This is a genomic window from Paraburkholderia aspalathi (assembly GCF_900116445.1).
Lineage (GTDB): Bacteria > Pseudomonadota > Gammaproteobacteria > Burkholderiales > Burkholderiaceae > Paraburkholderia > Paraburkholderia aspalathi.
Genome location: NZ_FPBH01000019.1, coordinates 17,662 through 37,224, shown reverse-complemented (window position 1 = coordinate 37,224; position 19,563 = coordinate 17,662). Strand labels below are relative to the sequence as shown.

General features: G+C 62.1%; 18 protein-coding genes and 1 pseudogene. 16 read left to right on the top strand and 3 right to left on the bottom strand.

The features are described from left to right. The first annotated feature begins 35 nt into the window (after nt 1–35). The 15 genes from BM438_RS25865 to BM438_RS25790 all read left to right on the top strand — a co-directional run bounded on the left by BM438_RS25865 (nt 36) and on the right by BM438_RS25790 (nt 15,301). Nucleotides 36–785: an electron transfer flavoprotein subunit beta/FixA family protein gene (locus tag BM438_RS25865; RefSeq protein ID WP_093639843.1), complete on the top strand. Its 750-nt coding sequence runs from the start codon at nt 36–38 to the stop codon at nt 783–785. 15 nt (nt 786–800) lie between these two features. Next, nucleotides 801–1,748, top strand: a complete 948-nt coding sequence (locus tag BM438_RS25860; protein WP_093639841.1) for an electron transfer flavoprotein subunit alpha/FixB family protein — start codon at nt 801–803, stop codon at nt 1,746–1,748. Nucleotides 1,749–1,762: 14 nt separating this feature from the next. After that, nucleotides 1,763–3,553, top strand: a complete 1,791-nt coding sequence (locus tag BM438_RS25855; protein WP_093640211.1) for an acyl-CoA dehydrogenase C-terminal domain-containing protein — start codon at nt 1,763–1,765, stop codon at nt 3,551–3,553. 80 nt (nt 3,554–3,633) lie between these two features. Beyond that, nucleotides 3,634–4,395, top strand: a complete 762-nt coding sequence (locus BM438_RS25850; RefSeq protein WP_093639839.1) for an OmpW/AlkL family protein — start codon at nt 3,634–3,636, stop codon at nt 4,393–4,395. A gap of 444 nt (nt 4,396–4,839) precedes the next feature. Further along, nucleotides 4,840–5,439, top strand: coding sequence for a 2'-5' RNA ligase family protein (locus BM438_RS25845; protein ID WP_093639837.1), 600 nt, complete (start codon nt 4,840–4,842; stop codon nt 5,437–5,439). Nucleotides 5,440–6,018: 579 nt separating this feature from the next. After that, nucleotides 6,019–6,420 carry a DnaJ family domain-containing protein gene (locus tag BM438_RS25835; RefSeq protein WP_093639833.1) on the top strand — a complete coding sequence of 134 codons (402 nt, stop codon included), beginning with the start codon at nt 6,019–6,021 and terminating at the stop codon, nt 6,418–6,420. 137 nt (nt 6,421–6,557) lie between these two features. Then, nucleotides 6,558–7,247: a tRNA adenosine(34) deaminase TadA gene (gene tadA, locus BM438_RS25830; protein ID WP_234487075.1), complete on the top strand. Its 690-nt coding sequence runs from the start codon at nt 6,558–6,560 to the stop codon at nt 7,245–7,247. Between the two features lie 27 nt (nt 7,248–7,274). Next, nucleotides 7,275–8,201 (top strand): muramoyltetrapeptide carboxypeptidase, encoded by a 927-nt coding sequence (gene ldcA, locus BM438_RS25825; protein WP_093639831.1) that lies wholly within the window; start codon nt 7,275–7,277, stop codon nt 8,199–8,201. A 315-nt stretch (nt 8,202–8,516) separates the two neighbouring features. Next, nucleotides 8,517–9,257: a GntR family transcriptional regulator gene (locus BM438_RS25820; RefSeq protein ID WP_054035315.1), complete on the top strand. Its 741-nt coding sequence runs from the start codon at nt 8,517–8,519 to the stop codon at nt 9,255–9,257. 336 nt (nt 9,258–9,593) lie between these two features. Continuing rightward, nucleotides 9,594–11,075, top strand: coding sequence for an NCS1 family nucleobase:cation symporter-1 (locus tag BM438_RS25815; RefSeq protein WP_093639829.1), 1,482 nt, complete (start codon nt 9,594–9,596; stop codon nt 11,073–11,075). A gap of 24 nt (nt 11,076–11,099) precedes the next feature. After that, nucleotides 11,100–11,966, top strand: coding sequence for an aspartate/glutamate racemase family protein (locus tag BM438_RS25810; RefSeq protein WP_093639826.1), 867 nt, complete (start codon nt 11,100–11,102; stop codon nt 11,964–11,966). A gap of 270 nt (nt 11,967–12,236) precedes the next feature. Then, nucleotides 12,237–13,187, top strand: coding sequence for an allantoinase PuuE (gene puuE / locus BM438_RS25805; RefSeq protein ID WP_093639823.1), 951 nt, complete (start codon nt 12,237–12,239; stop codon nt 13,185–13,187). Beyond that, the gene (gene uraD / locus BM438_RS25800; RefSeq protein WP_093639820.1) at nt 13,184–13,705 is read left to right on the top strand and encodes a 2-oxo-4-hydroxy-4-carboxy-5-ureidoimidazoline decarboxylase; all 522 of its coding nucleotides are present in this window, start codon (nt 13,184–13,186) and stop codon (nt 13,703–13,705) included. Before puuE ends, uraD begins: the two co-directional genes overlap by 4 nt. Before the next feature lie 73 nt (nt 13,706–13,778). After that, on the top strand, nt 13,779–14,792 hold the full coding sequence (alc, locus tag BM438_RS25795; RefSeq protein ID WP_093639817.1) for an allantoicase: 1,014 nt from the start codon (nt 13,779–13,781) through the stop codon (nt 14,790–14,792). Beyond that, entirely contained in the window at nt 14,789–15,301 is a 513-nt protein-coding gene (locus BM438_RS25790; protein ID WP_093639814.1) for an ureidoglycolate lyase, read from the top strand. Before alc ends, BM438_RS25790 begins: the two co-directional genes overlap by 4 nt. A gap of 123 nt (nt 15,302–15,424) precedes the next feature. On the opposite strand, the pseudogene BM438_RS25785 reads toward BM438_RS25790, so the two are convergent. The 3 genes and pseudogenes from BM438_RS25785 to uraH form a co-directional block, all read right to left on the bottom strand. Further along, nucleotides 15,425–15,631, bottom strand: a pseudogene (locus BM438_RS25785) (helix-turn-helix domain-containing protein); the annotation flags it as partial. A gap of 99 nt (nt 15,632–15,730) precedes the next feature. Further along, nucleotides 15,731–16,924: a urate hydroxylase PuuD gene (locus BM438_RS25780; protein ID WP_093639811.1), complete on the bottom strand. Its 1,194-nt coding sequence runs from the start codon at nt 16,922–16,924 to the stop codon at nt 15,731–15,733. Nucleotides 16,925–17,241: 317 nt separating this feature from the next. Then, the gene (gene uraH, locus BM438_RS25775; protein WP_074283346.1) at nt 17,242–17,595 is read right to left on the bottom strand and encodes a hydroxyisourate hydrolase; all 354 of its coding nucleotides are present in this window, start codon (nt 17,593–17,595) and stop codon (nt 17,242–17,244) included. A gap of 527 nt (nt 17,596–18,122) precedes the next feature. Here uraH and BM438_RS25770 point away from each other — a divergent pair. Beyond that, complete coding sequence (locus BM438_RS25770; protein ID WP_093639808.1) at nt 18,123–19,511, top strand: 8-oxoguanine deaminase; 1,389 nt, start codon at nt 18,123–18,125, stop codon at nt 19,509–19,511. Nucleotides 19,512–19,563 lie beyond the last annotated feature (52 nt).

The following is a 19,563-nucleotide window of genomic DNA, read 5'->3' as shown; positions in this document are numbered from 1 at the left end:
GACAAACCCTAAGCAATTTTCAAATGGAGTAGGCAATGAAAGTACTTGTTCCTGTCAAGCGCGTCGTCGACGCGAATGTGAGGGTCCGCGTCAAGGCCGACGGCAGCGCCGTCGACATTGCCAACGTGAAGCTCTCGATGAACCCCTTCGACGAAATCAGTGTTGAAGAGGCCGTGCGCCTCAAGGAAGCCGGCGTCGCGAGCGAAGTGATCGCGGTTTCGTGTGGCGTGCAGGCGTGCCAGGAAACGCTGCGCACCGCGCTGGCGACGGGCGCCGATCGCGCCATCCTCGTCGACACGGACGTGGAGTTGCAGCCGCTTGCGGTCGCGAAGCTGCTGAAGGCGCTAGTGGATAAGGAGCAGCCGCAACTGGTGCTGCTCGGCAAGCAGGCGATCGACGATGACTCGAACCAGGTCGGCCAGATGCTCGCGGCGTTGCTCGGCTGGCCGCAGGCGACATTCGCCTCGAAGGTCGCGATCGAAGCGGGCAAGGCCACGGTCACGCGCGAGATCGACGGCGGCCTCGAAACGATCGAAGTCGATCTGCCGGCAGTCATTACCGCCGATCTCCGCTTGAACACGCCGCGCTACGCCACGCTGCCCAACATCATGAAGGCGAAGAAGAAACCGCTCGATGTGGTGACGCCGGACGCGCTCGGTGTCGACGTCAAGCCGCGGCTCACCACTCTCGGGCTCGCCGAGCCCGCCAAACGCGAGGCAGGCATTCGCGTCGCCGATGCAGCCGAACTGGTCGACAAGCTGCACAACGTCGCCCACGTCATCTAACACAAGGGGAGAAAAATGCCCGTACTCGTTATTGCTGAGCACGACAATCAGACGCTCAAGACAGCGACCCTGAACGCCGTTACCGCCGCCGCCCGACTCGGCGACGATATTCATGTTCTCGTGGCCGGCTCGCAAAGCGCGGCAGTCGCCGAACAGGCGGCCCGCATTGCCGGCGTCACGCGAGTTCGTTTCGCCGACGCCGCGCACTACGGCCATGCGCTGGCCGAGAATCTGGCGGCGCTCGTCGTGAAGATCGCGGCTGACTATAGCCACGTGATCGCACCCGCTACCACGACCGCGAAGAACGTGATGCCGCGTGTCGCTGCGTTGCTCGACGTGGCGCAGATCTCCGAGATCAGCGCCGTCGAATCCGCCGATACGTTCGTACGCCCCATCTACGCGGGCAACGTGCTGGCAAAGGTGCGAAGCGCCGACCCGATCAAGGTGATTACCGTTCGCACAACGGCCTTCGCGGCCGCGCCCGCCGAAGGGGGTACCGCCGCGATCGACGCGTTGGAGCCGGCTGCCGAGGTGCCAGGCTCGCGCTTCGTGAGCCACCAGCTCACCCGCTCGGAACGCCCGGAATTGACGTCCGCGCAGCGCGTGATCTCCGGCGGCCGCGGCATGGGGTCCGGCGAAAACTTCGCGCTGATCGATGACATTGCTAACAAGCTTAACGCGGCGGTCGGCGCATCGCGCGCCGCGGTCGATGCCGGCTTCGCGCCCAACGATTATCAGGTGGGTCAGACCGGCAAGGTCATCGCCCCGCAGTTGTATATCGCGGTCGGCATCTCCGGCGCGATCCAGCATCTGGCCGGGATGAAGGACTCGAAGGTGATCGTCGCGATCAATAAGGATGAGGAGGCGCCGATTTTTCAGGTCGCCGATTACTGGATCGTGGGCGACCTCTTCAAGGTATTGCCGGAGTTGTCCCGCGAACTGGACAAATTACAACAGGCTTAATGCGGGAGCACATGATGAGCACTTATATTGCGCCGCTGCGCGACATGCGTTTCGTGATGACGGAACTGGCGGAACTCGGCGAGTTGTCTTCGCTGCCGGGCTACGAGGAGGCGACCCCGGAACTCGCCGAGGCGGTACTCGAGGAGGCCGCAAGACTTGCGACGGAAGTGCTTGCGCCGCTCAACAAGCCGGGCGACGAACAGGGCGCGCGCCTGACACCTAATGGCGTGGTGGCCGCCGACGGTTTCTCTGCTGCCTACGGGCAGTTCGTTGCCGGCGGTTGGAGCGGCCTGAGCGGCGACCCCGAGTTCGGTGGCCAGGGCCTGCCCGAACTCCTGCAGGCGGCGACCGTGGAAATGTGGAACTCCTCCAACATGGCGTTCGCGCTGTGTCCGCTGTTGACCGCCGGCGCCACCGAGGCGTTGCGGCAACATGGTTCTGATGAGTTGAAAGCACGCTATCTGCCGAAGATGGTCAGCGGCGAGTGGACCGGCACGATGAATCTGACCGAGCCGCAAGCCGGTTCGGACCTCGCCGCCGTGCGCACCAAGGCCGTACCTGATGGGGATCACTATCGCCTCTCCGGCCAGAAGATTTTCATCACGTGGGGCGATCACGACATGACGGATAACGTGATTCACCTCGTGCTGGCGCGCACGCCCGACGCGCCCGAAGGCGTGCGCGGCATCTCGCTGTTCCTCGTGCCGAAATTCCTGCTCAACGCCGATGGATCGCCGGGTGCGCGCAACGACGTGCACTGCGTGTCTCTCGAACACAAACTCGGCATTCACGCGAGTCCGACCTGTGTGATGAGCTTCGGCGATCAGGGCGGGGCGATTGGCTATCTGGTGGGGCAGGAGAACAAAGGCCTCGCGCATATGTTCACGATGATGAACGAGGCGCGCCAGAAGGTGGGTATCCAGGGGCTCGCGATCGCGGAACGCGCTTATCAGCAGGCCCGTGAATACGCGAAGGAACGCGTCCAGGGCCGGCTCGCGTCGAGCAAATCGGGTGGCGCCGTGGCCATCATTCATCACCCGGATGTGCGGCGCATGTTGATGACGATGAAGTCGCAGATCGAAGCCATGCGTGCCTTCGCGTACGTGATGGCGGCGGACATGGACCGCGCGCACCGTGACCCGGACGCCGGTGAGCGCGCACGTCGCCAGGTGCGTGTCGATCTTCTGATTCCCGTGTTGAAGGCATGGTGCACGGAGTTGGGCGTCGAGATCGCGTCGACGGGCGTGCAGGTGCACGGCGGGATGGGTTACATCGAAGAGACGGGCGCATGCCAGTTTTTGCGCGACGCACGGATCGCGCCGATCTATGAAGGCACCACAGGCATTCAGGCGGCGGACCTTGCCGGTCGCAAGCTCGCGTCAGATCAGGGCGCAGGGATGGCTGAGCTTGTTGCGGAGATACGTGAGGCCGCGCTGGAACTCACGCGCAGCACGGATACGGAAGTGGCCTCTGTGGGCACGGCGCTCGCGGCCGGTGTGCAGGCGCTTGAAGACGCCACCGCCTGGATGCTGCAAGCCCTGGCGACACAGCCCGATGCCGCGCTTGCCAGTTCCGTCGACTACCTGATGCTCACCGGCTACGTGTGCGGCGGCTGGCAGATGGGGCGCGCAGCGCTCGTTGCGGCAGCGAAAAGCGCTGCGAATGAGGATCCGGACTTTCATCGCACCAAGCTCGCCACTGCGCGCTTCTACGCCGACAAGATCCTGCCCAAAGCGAATGCGCTTCTGGAAGCGATCCGCAACGGGGCGTCGGGCGGGGCGAGCCTCCCAATCGAGCAGTTCTGAGCGGCGCTGCAAGAGGTGCTGCGAGAGCCGGTGTCGATGCAAAACTATTGATATGTAATACGAAATAAAGTGGAGGGGATATGTTTAAAAAACTTGCATGCCTTGCGTTAATACCAGGCGCGATATGTACCAGCAACGCGATGGCGCAGAGCGCCGGCAGTCTCATCACCAGCGCGGGTGGCGTTTGGCTCGACTTTGCCCCGTCGTCCGCCACCTCGCTGCAGAGCAGTTCGGCTTTGGGCACCTTCACGTCAACGGGCACGGGTGGTCAGATACATAACACGTTCACCCTGGAGCTCTCGAACACGTATTTCGTCACGGACAACATTGCCGTTGACCTGGCGGCGGGCATACCACCCAAGCTCCAGCTCTTTGCGCAGGGCAACGCCGCACCATTCGGCGCCGGCGGGCCAAAGCTCAATCTGGGGAATCTGCAGCCGCTCGCTACCACCCGGTCGTGGTCGCCCATTCTGTTCCTGAAGTATTTCTTCTTCGACGCGCAGGCGAAGCTGCGTCCGTTCGTCGGTGTCGGCGTGAACTACACCTGGTTCTCGCATACCAATCTCAACTCGACATTCGGCGGCGCGTTGCAGCAGATTGCGGGGCCGGGGGGGCAGGTGACGGCATCGCTCAGTCCGTCGTGGAATCCTGCGTTCGTCGCGGGTGCGTCTTACAACATCAGCAAGAACTGGTACGCGACCGCGTCAGTGACCTATCTGTCTCTCAAGACAAATGCTACGGTCAATGCCGTGGCTGCCAACGGTCAGACGGTGTTGTCGAACAAGACGCGCATTACGGCGGATCCGGTGATCGTGTTTCTTGGACTGGGATACCGGTTTTAGCGGGCTTAGCGGGCAGATGTTCTGGTTGCGGCCGCCCTGCGCGGTCTTCGGGACGAGCGCGGACAGGTGCGCTTTTGCCAGAACCGGTTTGGTTCCGGTCGAGCCCGCGTCGGAGATGAATTGAAGTCACGGAAGAGGGCGCTGCGGCGCCCTTTTTTCGTGTGCCGGGCATGCTCAAAAGCCTGGGCATTTCGCTGCGTCGGGCAGTCCTTCCAGCGTCCTGAGCGATTCCACGTTGTCATCGATACTGTATGAATGTACAGTATCGTGCGTGGACGGCACAGTGAGTGCAAGTTCATTGGGCGTGAACGGGCGCGGGATGCGCGGGTGTGCTGAATCTCGCCTCGCCCCATCGAGTCGTGAAAAATTTTCCGATGCGTGAGCTAGCCCGCATCGATGCGAGGAGTTTCATCGAAATGTCTGCGTCACCCATTCAGGCGCGCCATGCCTGAGCAACTCTGGCTGCCCGGACTCGAGGCGCCGCCTGTGCCGACCGACGGCCTGTTCTTCGCCGTCTTTCCGGATATGCGCACGGCAACTGGAATCGCGAAGCTGGCACAACAGCTTTGCTCAGAGACACGCTCGAAGAGCAAACCGCTCGCGGCCAACCGCTTGCACGTCACGTTGCTACATCTCGGGAATTTCGCGGGCGGCTTGCCACCGGCACGAGTGGATGCAGCCATGAACGCGGCCGCATCGATCAGCATGGAGCCCTTTAGTGTCGAGTTCGACAGTGCGGTCAGTTTTGCAATTAAGCCGCGGCCGGGGCCGCTGGTGTTGGGTGGGGGCGAGGGCGTTATTGGACTCCACGCGCTTCACGATGCACTTGGACTGGCATTGCAGAACGCTGGATTTGGGGATCGTGCGGTCTCGCCGAATACGCCGTACACCCCGCACGTGACCCTTGCTTACGGCATGCCCCCGATCGCGACACGTCCTGTCGAAGCCGTCAGTTGGAACGTGCGTGAGTTTGCGCTGGTGCACAGCCTGCTCGGCCGTACCCGGCATGTCGTTCTGGCGCGTTGGGCATTGGCAGCCGGGTGAATGTACGGGTTCGCGTCGGCCTTCGGGATGCGTGGCGATGCAGGAGCGGCTCGTTCACGATGAATCGCGGAGACGTTGCGCCGGACTAGAACCGCACGCCGGTTGCGCAACCGCCGGCAAAGCCGCCGCCGCTTCCACCTGCGCCTCCGCAGAACACGCCGCAGCCTGATAGCGTGACCGCCATGGCAATAGCGATCATTGTCGTGTGTAGATATCGTTTGAAGGCGTGCTTTCGAAGCCGCGCTGTCAACGCGCTCAGGCGCGGATCGCAGCGTGCGGCGCAAGTGGGAAGTGCTGTGTCGGCGTGGTGGGCGGTGATTCCGGATTGCATAACGTAAGTGGACTCCATGAGCTGGGCAATGGCAAGGCCGAGTGGCCGTTTTCGCTGTGCGTGATGAAAGATATTCGTAAGTTTTCTTGGGTGGGAAGCAGCGGCGCCGGCAACCCTCCACCCTAATTCACACCATGCGCCCCTCAAATACGCAGAATCTGAAAACCAGGGGGATTCGTCGGTCAGACAGTCAAAACCGTCGCGCGCTCCCTGATAGAATGCTTGGGCCGCAACGTAGTGGACCGCAGATGAAATTGCTTGATGCGTTAGTCGAACAGCGTATTGCCGTCGCAGCCGCGCGCGGTGAGTTCGATGATTTGCCGGGCGCGGGCGCGCCGCTGCCTTTCGAGGACGATGCACTGGTCCCGGAGGAAGTGCGCGTCGCCAACCGGATTTTGAAGAATGCGGGCTTCGTGCCGCCGGCTGTCGAGCAGCTGCGCGCCTTGCGCGACCTGCAGGCGGAGCTCAATGCTGTGAGTGACCAGACCACCCGCTGCCGTCTCCAGGCGCGCATGCTGGCGCTCGATATGGCGCTTGAATCGCTGCGCGGCGGCCCGCTGGTCCTGCCGCGCGAGTATTGCCGCCGCATTGCCGAGCGGCTCTCGGAGCGCGTTGGCAACCTCACTATGGCCGATGCGGGTTCGCAGTGAGCGAGCCGCTTGCCCGCTGCGCCTCGCGAGATCCGGGGTCTGTCGAGTCCGGCGAATCGGCTGAGGCGGCAACACTGCCGGCTGGCCACGCCGGGTCCGTTGATTCCGATGCGCCAGCGCCCGCGGCGGCCGCCACGATGCTGATCGATACCTCCACATCTTGCGAATCACCCGCACCGCCTGTGTCGGAGCGTGATCGTCGCTTCATGGCGCTCGCCCAGGCCGCAGCCGAAGAGGCTCGCGCAGCGGGTGAAGTGCCGGTCGGCGCGGTGCTCGTGCGGGGCGACGAAGTCATCGCCAAAGGATTCAATCATCCGATCGGTGCGCACGACCCGTCGGCGCATGCGGAAATGATCGCCTTGCGCGCAGCCGCGCAAGCTGTCGAAAACTATCGTCTGCCGGGCTGCGAGCTCTATGTGACGCTGGAACCTTGCCTGATGTGCGCCGGTGCGATCATGCACGCGCGGATCGCACGCGTTGTGTTCGGGGCGCGCGATCCGAAAACCGGCGCGTGCGGCAGTGTCGTCGACGCATTTGCGAATCCGCAGTTGAACCACCACACCACGGTGACTGGCGGCGTGCTCGAAACCGAATGCGGTGCAGCGCTGAAATCGTTCTTCGCCGAGCGGCGGCGCGCAAGCCGTGAAGCACGCGCGGCGGCACGGGGCGGAGCGCACGTCGTTGCAAGCGGCGAAGCACGCCCGGACGCGCACACCGAAACGCACACCACAGCATGCAGCGAAGCACACGCTGAAGCCCATCCCGACGCAGGCATCGACGCACGCGCCGAAGCAGGCAACGAACCGGGGCCGCCTGAGCCGCTCTAAAACAACAACGTCCAACAGGTCTTGCCAATGACCGTCCATCGCACCATCGAGTTGATCGCGCCGTCCGGATATCCGCATGATGCCGAGGTGTTGCATCGCGCGTTGCACCGACTGCATGCGCAGGGGCATCGCGTCGAAGGTGTGGAGGCGACGAAGCGCCGTTACCAGCGCTTCGCCGGCACCGACGGCGAGCGTGCCGCCGATCTGAACCGGCTGGCGGACCCCTCGCGTGCGTTGCCCGACATCGTGCTCGCCGTGCGTGGTGGCTACGGCGCAGCGCGCATCCTTCATGGACTCGACTACGAAGGGCTGCAACGGCGGCTGACCGATCAGCCGGTCGCGCTAGTGGGGCATAGCGATTTCACCGCGGTGCAGCTTGCTTTGCTGGCACGCGCCGGTTTGAAAACTTTCGGCGGGCCGATGCTGATGAGCGACTTCGGTGCGGAAGATCTGAGCGAGTTCACCATGCAGCACTTCTGGTCCGCGCTGACCCGGCCGACCATGACGGTGACGAGCAATGTGCCGCAAGCGCAGACTGCCGATGTGACGGGCATGTTGTGGGGCGGCAATCTGGCGGTGGTGACATCGCTGATCGGCACACCGTACATGCCGCCGGTACAGGGCGGCATTCTGTTCCTCGAAGACATCAACGAGCAGCCGTTCCGGCTCGAGCGGATGCTTTATCAATTGCACCTCTCGGGCATCCTCGCGCAGCAGCAGGCGCTTGTGCTCGGCGATTTCTCCGGCGGCAAATCGTACGAGTACGACAATGGTTACGATCTGCACGCAATGATCGAGCAGGTGCGCTCGGTAATCGGGATTCCGGTCATTACCGGTCTGCAATTCGGCCATGTTCCCAACATGCTGACGCTGCCTGTCGGCGCGGACGCGCACCTCGTCGCCAATGCGCATGGGTTCAAACTGTCGTTATCGGGCTATCCGACCCTTGCCTGAAGCGGCGCGGAGTAGGGACGCGGGCGTTTGCCCGCTTTCTTTTTGAGCCTACAATGCAACTAACGGTCAACTATTCAGGGCGACTCCCGACAGAACGGCCCCATGGAGGCCCCTCACTTTGTTGACAAAAACCGTCTCCAATAGACGACCATCCCATACATTAATTAAACTGGTAGTGAAGCTGAGTAAGGCCTTTGCGGGCTATCCGCCAAGCCACGCGATGGTCCGGGCGTCCAGATTGTCGAAATTCAAGACAAAAATTGTTGACAATCTTTATGTCCATCCTATGATGACAACCATACCGAGACGCACATCATGTCCGACACAGATTCCGCCGCCGCGAATGGTCCGAAAGCCGAAACGATCGCCGAGCGCATCCGCGCCGCGATCCTCGAGCATCGGTTAGCGCCTGGCGCCAAGCTGACAGAAGCACAGTTATGCGAAGTATTCGGCGTGAAGCGCGGCCCGATCCGGCAGGCGCTCGCGCAACTGGCCACCGACCACCTCGTTGACCTCGAACCGAATCGAGGTGCGTTTGTTGCCAGCCCGTCGCTGCAGGAAGTGCATGAAGTGTTCGAAATGCGCCGGATCATCGAACTGGCCGTGGTTGAAAAGATTTGCGGCGGTCATGGCCTGCGCCGTTTGAAGAGCATCGGCAGCATGATCGGCCGTGAACGCAAAGCGTTCGAAACACGTGATTTTCCGGCGTGGATTCGCCTCTCGGGCGAGTTCCATACCGAATTGGCCGGGCTCACCGGCAACGCTGTGCTGTGCGACTGCCTGAACGGATTGGTGGCGCGCTCCACGCTGATTTCGGCACTGTACGAGTCGCTCGGACGCAGCCCTTGCTCGTTCGAAGATCATGAAGCGATTCTCGCCGCGCTCGACGCCGGCGATGCCAAAGAGGCGGCGGCATTGATGTCGCGCCATTTGCAAAGCGTCGAGTTGAAGATGCTGGAGCGCCCCGCACGTGGCGCGGCCGATCTGCATGAAGTGTTTGGCGCCCTTGGCGGCGCGTCGAAGGAAGCAGCCAGACCCAAGTCCGCGCCAGGCTGAGGCAAGCGGCCGGTGTGCGCCCGTTGCTGGTGCGCGCCGCACTGAATTGAACTGAACCGAATCAGGCGTTGCAAGGCGGCTCTGCGTGAGCGCTGCCGGCTTGCGCACGCGTGGCCGTCACGGGATGACAGCCTTGGAGTAGTAACGCATCGCCGGGAATTCGCGGCGACAGGCGGTGCGATAACCACAAGTACATCAAGTATGGAGACATCCGCGGCACGGTTAATCAGTTGGCTCGAAGCTCCCGTTTTCCAATCGGGGAGAAAAGGGTCGCTGGCATGGCCGATGCAACGTCCTTCGATTCGCTATCGATGGTCCCTATCCCAAGGAGGAATCATGGCCCAGTTCAGTGCAGCGCCCGGCAATCCCGCAATTCCCAGTTACGCAGACGGCGGCGCGCCCAGCGATCCGTCGATGCCAGCAGGCTACAGCGAAAGGCTGTACAACGAAGATCTGGCGCCGCTGCGTCATCAGACCTGGGGTGCGTACAACATCTTCGCGTTCTGGATGTCGGACGTGCACAGCGTAGGCGGCTATGTGTTCGCGGGCAGTCTGTTCGCGCTTGGGCTGACGAGCTGGCAGGTGCTGATCGCGCTGCTGGTCGGCATTACGATTGTCAACCTGCTCTGCAACCTGATTGCCAAACCGAGTCAGGCGAACGGCGTGCCTTATCCGGTGGCCTGCCGCGCAACGTTCGGCGTGCTTGGCGCGAATATTCCTGCGGTGATTCGCGGCTTGATTGCGGTGGCATGGTACGGAATCCAAACTTATTTGGCTTCGAGCGCACTGGTAATTGTGGTGCTGAAATTCGTCCCGCAACTGTTGCCGTACGCGGATCTGCATCACCATGGTTTCATGGGCCTTTCCACCTTGGGCTGGGCCGGTTTCATGTTGCTGTGGGTATTGCAGGCGCTGGTGTTCTGGCACGGCATGGAGACCATCAAGAAGTTTATCGACTTCGCCGGTCCAGCGGTCTATGTGGTGATGTTCATTCTCGCGGGCTACATGGTGTATCGCGCAGGATGGCGAAACATCGGCATCAACCTGGGCGGTGTCAAATATCATGGCATGGAAGTGGTGCCGGTGATGATCACGGCAACCTCACTGGTGGTGTCGTACTTCTCCGGACCGATGCTGAATTTCGGCGACTTCTCCCGCTACGCCAAGAGTTTTCGAAGCGTGCGGCGCGGTAATTTCTGGGGCTTGCCGGTCAACTTCCTCGCCTTCTCGCTGGTGACGGTGGTTACAACCGCGGCGACGCTGCCGGTGTTTGGCCAACTGATCACGGACCCGGTCGAAACGGTGGGTCGTATCGACTATCCGACCGCGGTGATTCTCGGTGCATTGACCTTCACGATTGCGACCATCGGCATCAACATCGTCGCTAACTTCGTGTCGCCGGCCTTCGACTTCTCGAACGTCGCGCCGCGTTTGATCAGCTGGCGTGCGGGCGGCATGCTCGCGGCGGTGGCATCGATTTTCATCACGCCGTGGAACCTGTTTAACAATCCCGCTGTAATTCACTATACGCTCGACGTACTGGGCAGTTTCATTGGGCCGTTGTATGGTGTCCTGATCGTTGATTATTTCCTCGTGAAGCGTCAAAAGATCGTACTCGATGATCTTTACTCGGTCTCGCCGAGCGGTTCGTACTGGTACAAAAACGGTGTCAACTACCGCGCGGTGGCTGCCTTGTTGCCGGCTGCGGTCATCGCCGTGATCTGCGTGATGGCGCCGACGCTCGACGGGCTAGCCAATTTCTCGTGGTTTATCGGGGCTGGATTGGGTGCTGTGTTCTACCGCATGCTGGCTCGCTGAGTCAGTGCCGCAACAGGAGTCGCTATGCGCATCAAACTGATCAATCCGAATACGACGCAACGCATGACCGAAGCGATGGGCCGCTGCGCGCGTGATGTCGCCGCACCCGGCACCGAAGTGATTGCGGTCAATCCGACAATGGGGCCGCCATCAATCGAAGGTTACTACGACGAGGCTCTGGCGACCCCTGGTTTGCTGGCCGAGGTCATCGCCGGCGAACGTGAGGGTTGCGACGGGTATGTGATCGCCTGCTTCGGCGACCCCGGTTTATACGCGGCACGCGAGTTGGCGCGCGGTCCGGTGATCGGCATCGCCGAAGCGGCGATGCACGCCGCAAGCGTGCTGGCGCCCGGGTTTTCGGTGGTGACCACCTTGGCGCGTACCTGCGGCATGGCGTGGCATCTCGCCGAGCGCTACGGCATGAAGCGCTTCTGCCGCAACGTCCGCGCGACCGACGTCGCCGTGCTCGATCTCGACAAGCCGGGCTCGGCGGCGCGCCGCATCATTCTCGACGAATGCCGGCGCGCGCTGGAGGAGGACGGCTCGGACGCGATCGTGCTCGGCTGCGCCGGCATGGCCGAATTGTGCGCGGAGATCGAAGATGCGCTGGGCGCGCCTGTGATCGAAGGCGTGACCGCGGCGGTCAAATGGACCGAGGCGCTGGTCGCGCTGCGGCTGTCGACAGCCAAGCGGGGCGACTATGCGCGGCCGCTGGCCAAGCGTTACGACGGCGCCCTGGAAGCCTTCAGTCCGACCGATGCGGACCCAAATCCGCAGCCACCGCGCGGTTCGGCCGCAAGCGCCACGGAAAGTGCAAATTCGGGTGGTTTACTGCGGGTAAACACCACGGAACGCCCGGTGGGGCCGGCTTCGCACATACATCCAGTCTGACACGCACTATCTGCCCGGGTGTATGGGCGCACCCGGGTGTTTTCGCTACACTGGTCCCACTCGGCGCTGGTACCCGAATGCTATTTTATTGCTGCTTCTGGTGCCGCTTTTTCAGGGTTGTTTCCGCCCGCGCCGGCCTGCTTGCGAAGCAAAAACCGCAGGCAAATGCAGGCAAACGCACACACGCATGCAGAACGCACGCAAACCTACGTGCCTGTCACGTGAGTTCCGCGCGATTTTTACGGTCCGTCTCCACGCTTTCGTCAAACCATGCCACTCGACTCGAACTATCCACGTGATCTGATCGGCTACGGCCGCCACCCGGTGCAGGCGAACTGGCCGGGTCGAGCGCGCGTCGCGGTGCAATTCGTCCTGAACTACGAAGAGGGCGGAGAAAACTGCGTGCTGCACGGCGATCCGGGCTCGGAGCAGTTTCTGTCGGAGATCGTCGGCGCGGCGTCGTATCCGTCCCGTCACATGAGCATGGAGTCGATCTACGAATACGGCTCGCGGGCAGGCGTGTGGCGCATCCTGCGCGAATTCGAAAAGCGCGGCCTGCCGCTCACGGTGTTCGGCGTCGGCATGGCGATCGAACGGCATCCTGACCTGGGCCGCGCTTTCGTCGAGCTCGGTCACGAGATCGCTTGTCACGGCTATCGCTGGATCCACTATCAGGACGTGTCGCCGGAAAAAGAGGCGGAGCACATGCGCCTCGGCATGGAAGCGATCGAGCGCATCACCGGCGAGCGGCCGCTTGGCTGGTACACCGGCCGCGACAGTCCCAACACGCGCCGGCTGGTCGCCGAATACGGCGGCTTCCTGTACGACTCGGATTACTACGGCGACGATCTGCCGTTCTGGATGGACGTCGACGTGACGGGGGGCGCCAAGACCCCGCAACTGATCGTGCCGTACACGCTCGACACCAACGACATGCGCTTTGCAAGCCCGCAAGGCTTCAACACCGCGGACCATTTCTTCACGTACCTGCGCGACGCATTCGACGTGCTGTACGAAGAAGGCGACGAAGCACCGAAGATGCTGTCGATCGGCATGCACTGCCGTCTGCTCGGCCGCCCGGGTCGCTTCCGCGCGCTGCAACGTTTCCTCGACCATATCGAACAGCACGATCGCGTGTGGGTGACGCGGCGCGTCGATATCGCGCGTCACTGGCGCGAACATCACCCTTACCAACAAAACAACCGCGGGGCAGCGGCATGAAGGCGATGCAATACACTCTGGATCAACTCAACAGCACCTCGACCGACGCGTTCGTCGCAGCGCTGTCGGGCATTTTCGAGCACTCGCCGTGGGTGGCGGAAATTGCCGCGCTCCAACGGCCGTTTGTCAGCATCGACGAACTGCATAGCAAGATGTCGAACATCGTCGAGACGGCCGGTGAAGAGAAGCAACTGGCGTTGATCAATGCACACCCGGAGCTCGCCGGCAAGGCTGCGGTGCGCGGCGAACTGACGGCCGAATCCACGCGTGAGCAGAGCGGCGCGGGCCTTGCCCAGTGCACGCAGGAAGAATTCGACAGGCTACTGGCGTTGAACAGCGCCTATCGCGAGAAGTTCGGCTTTCCGTTCATCCTCGCGGTGCGCGGTTATGACCGCCACGGCATCATCGCGAACTTCGAGGCGCGCGTGAACAACAGCCGCGCCGACGAATTGCGCGCGAGCCTAGATCAGATCTACCGCATCGCACGTTTCCGGCTCGACGACCTGATCGACGCGTAAGGTTTCAACTACGCGTCGCGGACCTCGAACCGAAACGTTTTTTCAGTACCAACAAACATTAAGGAAGACAAAGATGGCACTCCCGATTCTCGACCCCAACGCACCGGAATTCACGCGCCGCTATGTGAACCTGGCGGACCCGCGTCTGGGCGCGCAGGCGCTCGAGGCCAGCGACGATTTCTTCGCACCGAAGGAACGCATGCTGAATCCGGAACCGGCCGTCTTCATTCCGGGCAAGTACGACGACAACGGCAAGTGGATGGACGGCTGGGAAACGCGCCGCAAGCGCGCCAACGGTTACGACTGGTGCGTCGTGAAGCTCGCGCGTCCGGGCGTGATCAAGGGTCTCGACCTCGACACCAGCCACTTCACGGGCAACTTCCCGCCGGCGGCTTCGGTTGAGGCTGCGCGCGTCGTGGACGGCGTGCCGAACCAGTCCACGCAATGGACCGAAATCGTCCCGTCTACCACGCTGCAAGGCAACAGCCACCACTATCACGAAGTCAGCGACGCGAACGCCTACACGCACTTGCGCGTGAACATCTACCCGGACGGCGGGATTGCGCGTCTGCGTGTGTATGGCCAGCCGCAAGTCGACTGGGCAGGCGCAAGCCGCACGGAGCAGTTCGACCTGGCCGCGATGGAAAACGGCGCGTATCTGGTCGCGGCGAACAACCAGCACTTCGGCGCTGCATCGACGATTCTGATGCCGGGCCGCGGCGTGAACATGGGCGACGGCTGGGAAACGCGCCGCCGCCGTGAACCGGGCAACGACTGGGCGATCGTCGCGCTGGCGCAACCGGGCGTGATCAAAAAGATTGAAGTCGATACGGCTCACTTCAAGGGCAACTATCCGGACCGTTGTTCGATCCAGGCCGCTTATGTGACGGGCGGCACGGACAGCTCGCTGATTACGCAAGCCATGTTCTGGCCGGTGCTGCTGGGCGAACAGAAGCTGAAGATGGACAATCAGCACTATTTCGAAAGCGAAATCGCTGCATTGGGTCCGGTCACGCACGTGCGCTTCAACATCATTCCGGACGGCGGCGTGTCGCGTCTGCGTCTGTGGGGCACGCTCGCATCATGAAAACGCTGGCGATCGAACCGTTGACGAAGGAAGCGTTCGCCGCATTCGGCGACGTGATCGAACTCGAAGGCGCGAAGCAGATTCCGATCAACCTCGGCACCACGATCCGCTATCACGATCTCGCGAAGGTGGACGTGGCCGACGAGAACGGCCGCACGCTGGTGAACCTGTTTCGGGGTCAGCCGCGCACGTTGCCGTTCGAAGTGAAGATGCTCGAACGTCATCCGCTGGGCAGCCAGGCCTTCGTGCCGCTGAACGACAAGCCGTATCTGGTGGTCGTGGCGCCGGCTGGCGAGTTGGACCCGCAGCAGATTCGTGCGTTCGTGACGAGCGGCTGGCAAGGTGTGAACTATGCGAAGGGCGTCTGGCACCACCCGCTGATCGCATTGGGCGACGTGAGCGACTTTATCGTCGTCGATCGTGGCGGAGATGGACTGAACCTGAACGAACAGGATCTGGCCGAGTCGCTCTGGCTTACCGAAGATGCGTTGAGTGCGGTGACCGTTTGAGGTCGTTGCCTTAGCGTCGTACGTTGAGTAAGTTGGTTATAAAAAAGCCCACAGCGCGCATGCTGTGGGCTTTTTTCATTTGCGGACTATCGCACTGCGGGGCGCAATCTCGTACATCGAGTCTCATGAGTCCGCGTCCGGCATGCGTTGTTCAGCCAGAATATCTTCGAGCGTTCGCCCGTGACCGTGGACGACGAACTTGAGGTCATAGCCGGCCGCTTCGAGCAGGCGCACCAGCACCGACACGCTCATATCGTTTTTGACCAGCGTTTCCACACACGCGACGGTGGTACGAGCGACGCCCGCGCGGCGCGCCAATTCCTCTTGAGAACGATCAACAAAAAAGCGGGCTTCCGCTCACGCGAAAAGCCCGCTTCATGTTCTGCCAAGGTTCTGCAAAGCCGGGCGCAACACCCGGCCACCAACGCCTTACTTCACCGCACCGCCTTCGAACCACGCGGCGATCTTCATCCGCTCGTCGTCGGTCATGTGCGTGACGTTGCCCAGCGGCATCGCCTTCAAGGTCACTGCCTGCTGGTAGATCCGCTGCGCGTTCTGCGAGATCTCGTCCGGCGTATCCAGCAACACGCCAGCCGGAGCGCTGCCCATCATCGTCGGATGGGCGGAGTGGCATGCCACGCAGCGTTGTTGCAGCACCGGCGCGATATCGGCCACCTTGATACTCGGCGCATTCGCAGCTTGTGCTTGCGGCACGACCGGCTTCGGCATCGTCGAGAAGAGGGCGGCGAACATCAGCACGATACCCACCAGCGGCAAGTACCACAGCACCTGGCCACGGTGACGCATCACGAAGAACTGGCGAATCAGCGCGCCGGCCAGCATGATCATCAGCAACACGACCCAGTTGAACCGATTCGTATACGTCATCGCATAGTGGTTCGACAGCATCGCGAACACCACCGGCAGCGTGAAATACGTGTTGTGCACCGAACGTTGCTTGCCGCGCTTGCCGTAGATCGGGTTCGGCGTTTCGCCCTTGAGCATCGCCGCGACCATCTTGCGCTGACCCGGGATGATCACGAAGAACACGTTCGCCGACATGATCGTTGCCAGCATCGCGCCCATGATCAGGTAAGCCGCACGGCCCGCGAAGATATGGCACGCCAGGTACGCCGCGATCACCACATAAATGCCGACGCAGATGCCGAGCACTTTGTCTTTGTTGCCGAGCAGGCGGCACAGCGAGTCATACACGATCCAGCCTGCAGCGAGGAAGCCGAGTGCCGAAGCAACCGCGACCACCGGGCCCATGTCGAGCACGTTCTTGTCGATCAGGTACGTGGACGGGGAAAGCAGATACAGCACCGTGAAGAGGCTCGCGCCCGACAGCCACGTGGTGTACGACGGCCACTTGGACCAGTGCAGGTCGTCCGGCATTTCTGGCGGCGCGACGGTGTACTTCTGCATGTTGTAGAAGCCGCCGCCGTGCACGTGCCACAACTCGCCGAACACGCCGCGCTTGCGCTGGTTCGGGTCGGTAGGCGGTTTCAGGCTGTTGTCGAGTGCGACGAAATAGAACGATTCGCCGATCCACGCGATGGCGACGATGACGTGGAACCAGCGCAATGCCAGGTTCAGCCAGTCGGTGATAAAGCCTTCCATGAAACTCCTCCACTTCTGATTCGTTGTACGCGCAACGACGCTTGTGCCCTGGTTACGCCTTCGGTGACCCGGCTGACGGGTCGCCGGCATGCACGGTGTCGCTGCGCAGACTGCGGGGTGAGAGACGCGGTGCACTCAGTTCGCACCGCGCCGTTTTTTATTGGAACTTCGGGTCGAGTCGCTCGCGTTCGATTGCGCTTCGCGGGTGTCTCCAACGATCCGCACAGTGCAATCGGGCGCGCTCGCAAATACCGCGCGACTTCAACCTCGTCTTCCTCCAACGCCTATCGATACGCTCTGTTCGCGCAGTTGCCTACTTAACTGCCCCGATAGGTGCTGTATGACCACGGCGATACCAGGAGCGGCACGTGATAGTGCGCACCGGCATCGGCCACGCCGAAGCGCAACACGACGCGATCGACAAAACGCGGCTCCGGCACCTTCGTGCCGATCGATGCAAAGTAGTCGCCGGCGCCGAACACGAGTTCGTATTCGCCCGGGACCAATGCGTCGCCTTCGAGCAGCGGCTGGTCGCAGCGGCCGTCGTCATTGGTGGTGGTGGTTTTGAGCGCGCGGCGGGTGTCGCCGGAGAGCGCGAAGAGTTCGACCTTGATGCCCGCGCCGGGACGGCCGTTCGCGGTGTCGAGCACGTGGGTAGTGAGCTTTCCCATTCGCAATTTTCCTTATGTGAATGCGAGGTTTCGGCGGCGGCCCGATCCAGAATACGTTGCGGCGGATCGAGGCTCCACGTCAGTGGCTACATACCCGTCGGCGAATTGAAGCGAGCGCCGTGGCAGCCATTGTAAAAAGGATGTTCACGTCAGCGCGCGCGAGATAGGAAAGATAATACCTGGCGCATGACAGACAGCCTGTTGAAAGCCAATTTGAGTCGATTTGTTCGACTATTGCCATGCATTTCATCTACCGGCGGATCGTACCGGCGCCAAAAAAGGCCCACTATATCGGCAGCGTGAGGTTGGGTATCGCACCGGCGCGAGTTGTCAGCATTATTTTGACCGTCGAAGGTTACACCTGTGCGCCGCAGCAAACACAAGCGAAGCGCGGCACACCCCGAAGACGGCGGAAACACGCTGGGTAACCGGGCCAACGGCGTTCGACGGGACGCGGCGGCACGGTTGGCGTGCCGTCACATCGCGTTCGAACGGCTTTGCACGGAAGCAATGAAGCGGAGAAACGAATGACGATGGAGCAGGCGGCTATCAAGCCGAAGAAAACGATGTTGGTGAAGCACGCGGACGTGCTGGTCACGATGGACGGCGCCCGGCGCGAACTGCGCGACGGCGGCATGTATATCGAGGACAACCGCATCGTCGCGGTTGGACCGACGGCGGAATTGCCGCAAACGGCCGACGAAGTGCTGGACATGCGCGGCCACCTGGTGATCCCGGGTCTGGTGAACACGCATCACCATATGTATCAGAGCCTGACGCGCGCGATTCCGGCCGCGCAGAACGCCGAGCTATTCGGCTGGCTGACCAACCTCTACAAGGTGTGGGCGAACCTCACACCGGAGATGATCGAAGTCTCGACCTTGACGGCGATGGCCGAGCTGTTGCTGTCCGGTTGCACGACCTCGAGCGACCATTTGTATATCTACCCGAACGGCAGCCGCCTCGACGACAGCATCGTCGCGGCGCAACGGATCGGCATGCGTTTTCATGCGGCACGCGGCAGCATGAGTGTGGGGCAGAAGGACGGCGGTTTGCCGCCGGATTCGGTGGTCGAGCGTGAAGCGGACATCCTGAAGGACACGCAGCGGCTGATCGAGACGTACAACGACGAGGGGCGCTACGCGATGTTGCGTGTCGTGGTCGCGCCGTGCTCGCCGTTTTCGGTGAGCCGCGATCTGATGCGCGAATCGGCGGTGATGGCGCGGCATTACGGTGTGTCGCTGCATACGCACCTGGCGGAAAACGTCAACGACATCGCGTACAGCCGCGAGAAGTTCGGCATGACGCCGGCCGAGTATGCGGAAGACCTCGGCTGGGTCGGTCACGATGTATGGCACGCGCACTGTGTGCAACTCGACGATGCGGGCATCGAGCTGTTTGCTCGCACAGGTACCGGCGTTGCACATTGCCCGTGCTCGAATATGCGGTTGGCGTCGGGAATTGCGCCGGTCAAGCGGATGCGCCTCGCCGGTGTGCCGGTGGGTCTGGGCGTCGACGGTTCGGCCTCGAACGACGGCGCGCATATGGTCGCCGAAGTGCGCCAGGCGCTGCTGTTGCAGCGAGTCGGCTTCGGACCGGACGCGATGACCGCGCGTGAAGCGTTGGAGATTGCGACGCTAGGCGGCGCGAAGGTGCTGAACCGCGACGACATCGGCGCACTGGCGCCGGGCATGGCAGCGGATTTCGTGTCCTTCGATCTGCGTCAGCCGCTGTTTGCGGGCGCATTACACGATCCGGTCGCGGCACTGGTGTTCTGCGCGCCGTCGCAGGTGAGCCATAGCGTGATCGGCGGCAAGGTGGTGGTGAAGAATGGTCAGTTGACGACGCTGGAACTCGGACCGGTCATCGAGCAGCACAACCGGTTGGCGAAGACGCTTTACGAAGCGGCAGCCTGATGACGGAGTAAGGGCGAAGTAGAAGAAGCGGCTCTATCGGCATCCGCAAAGA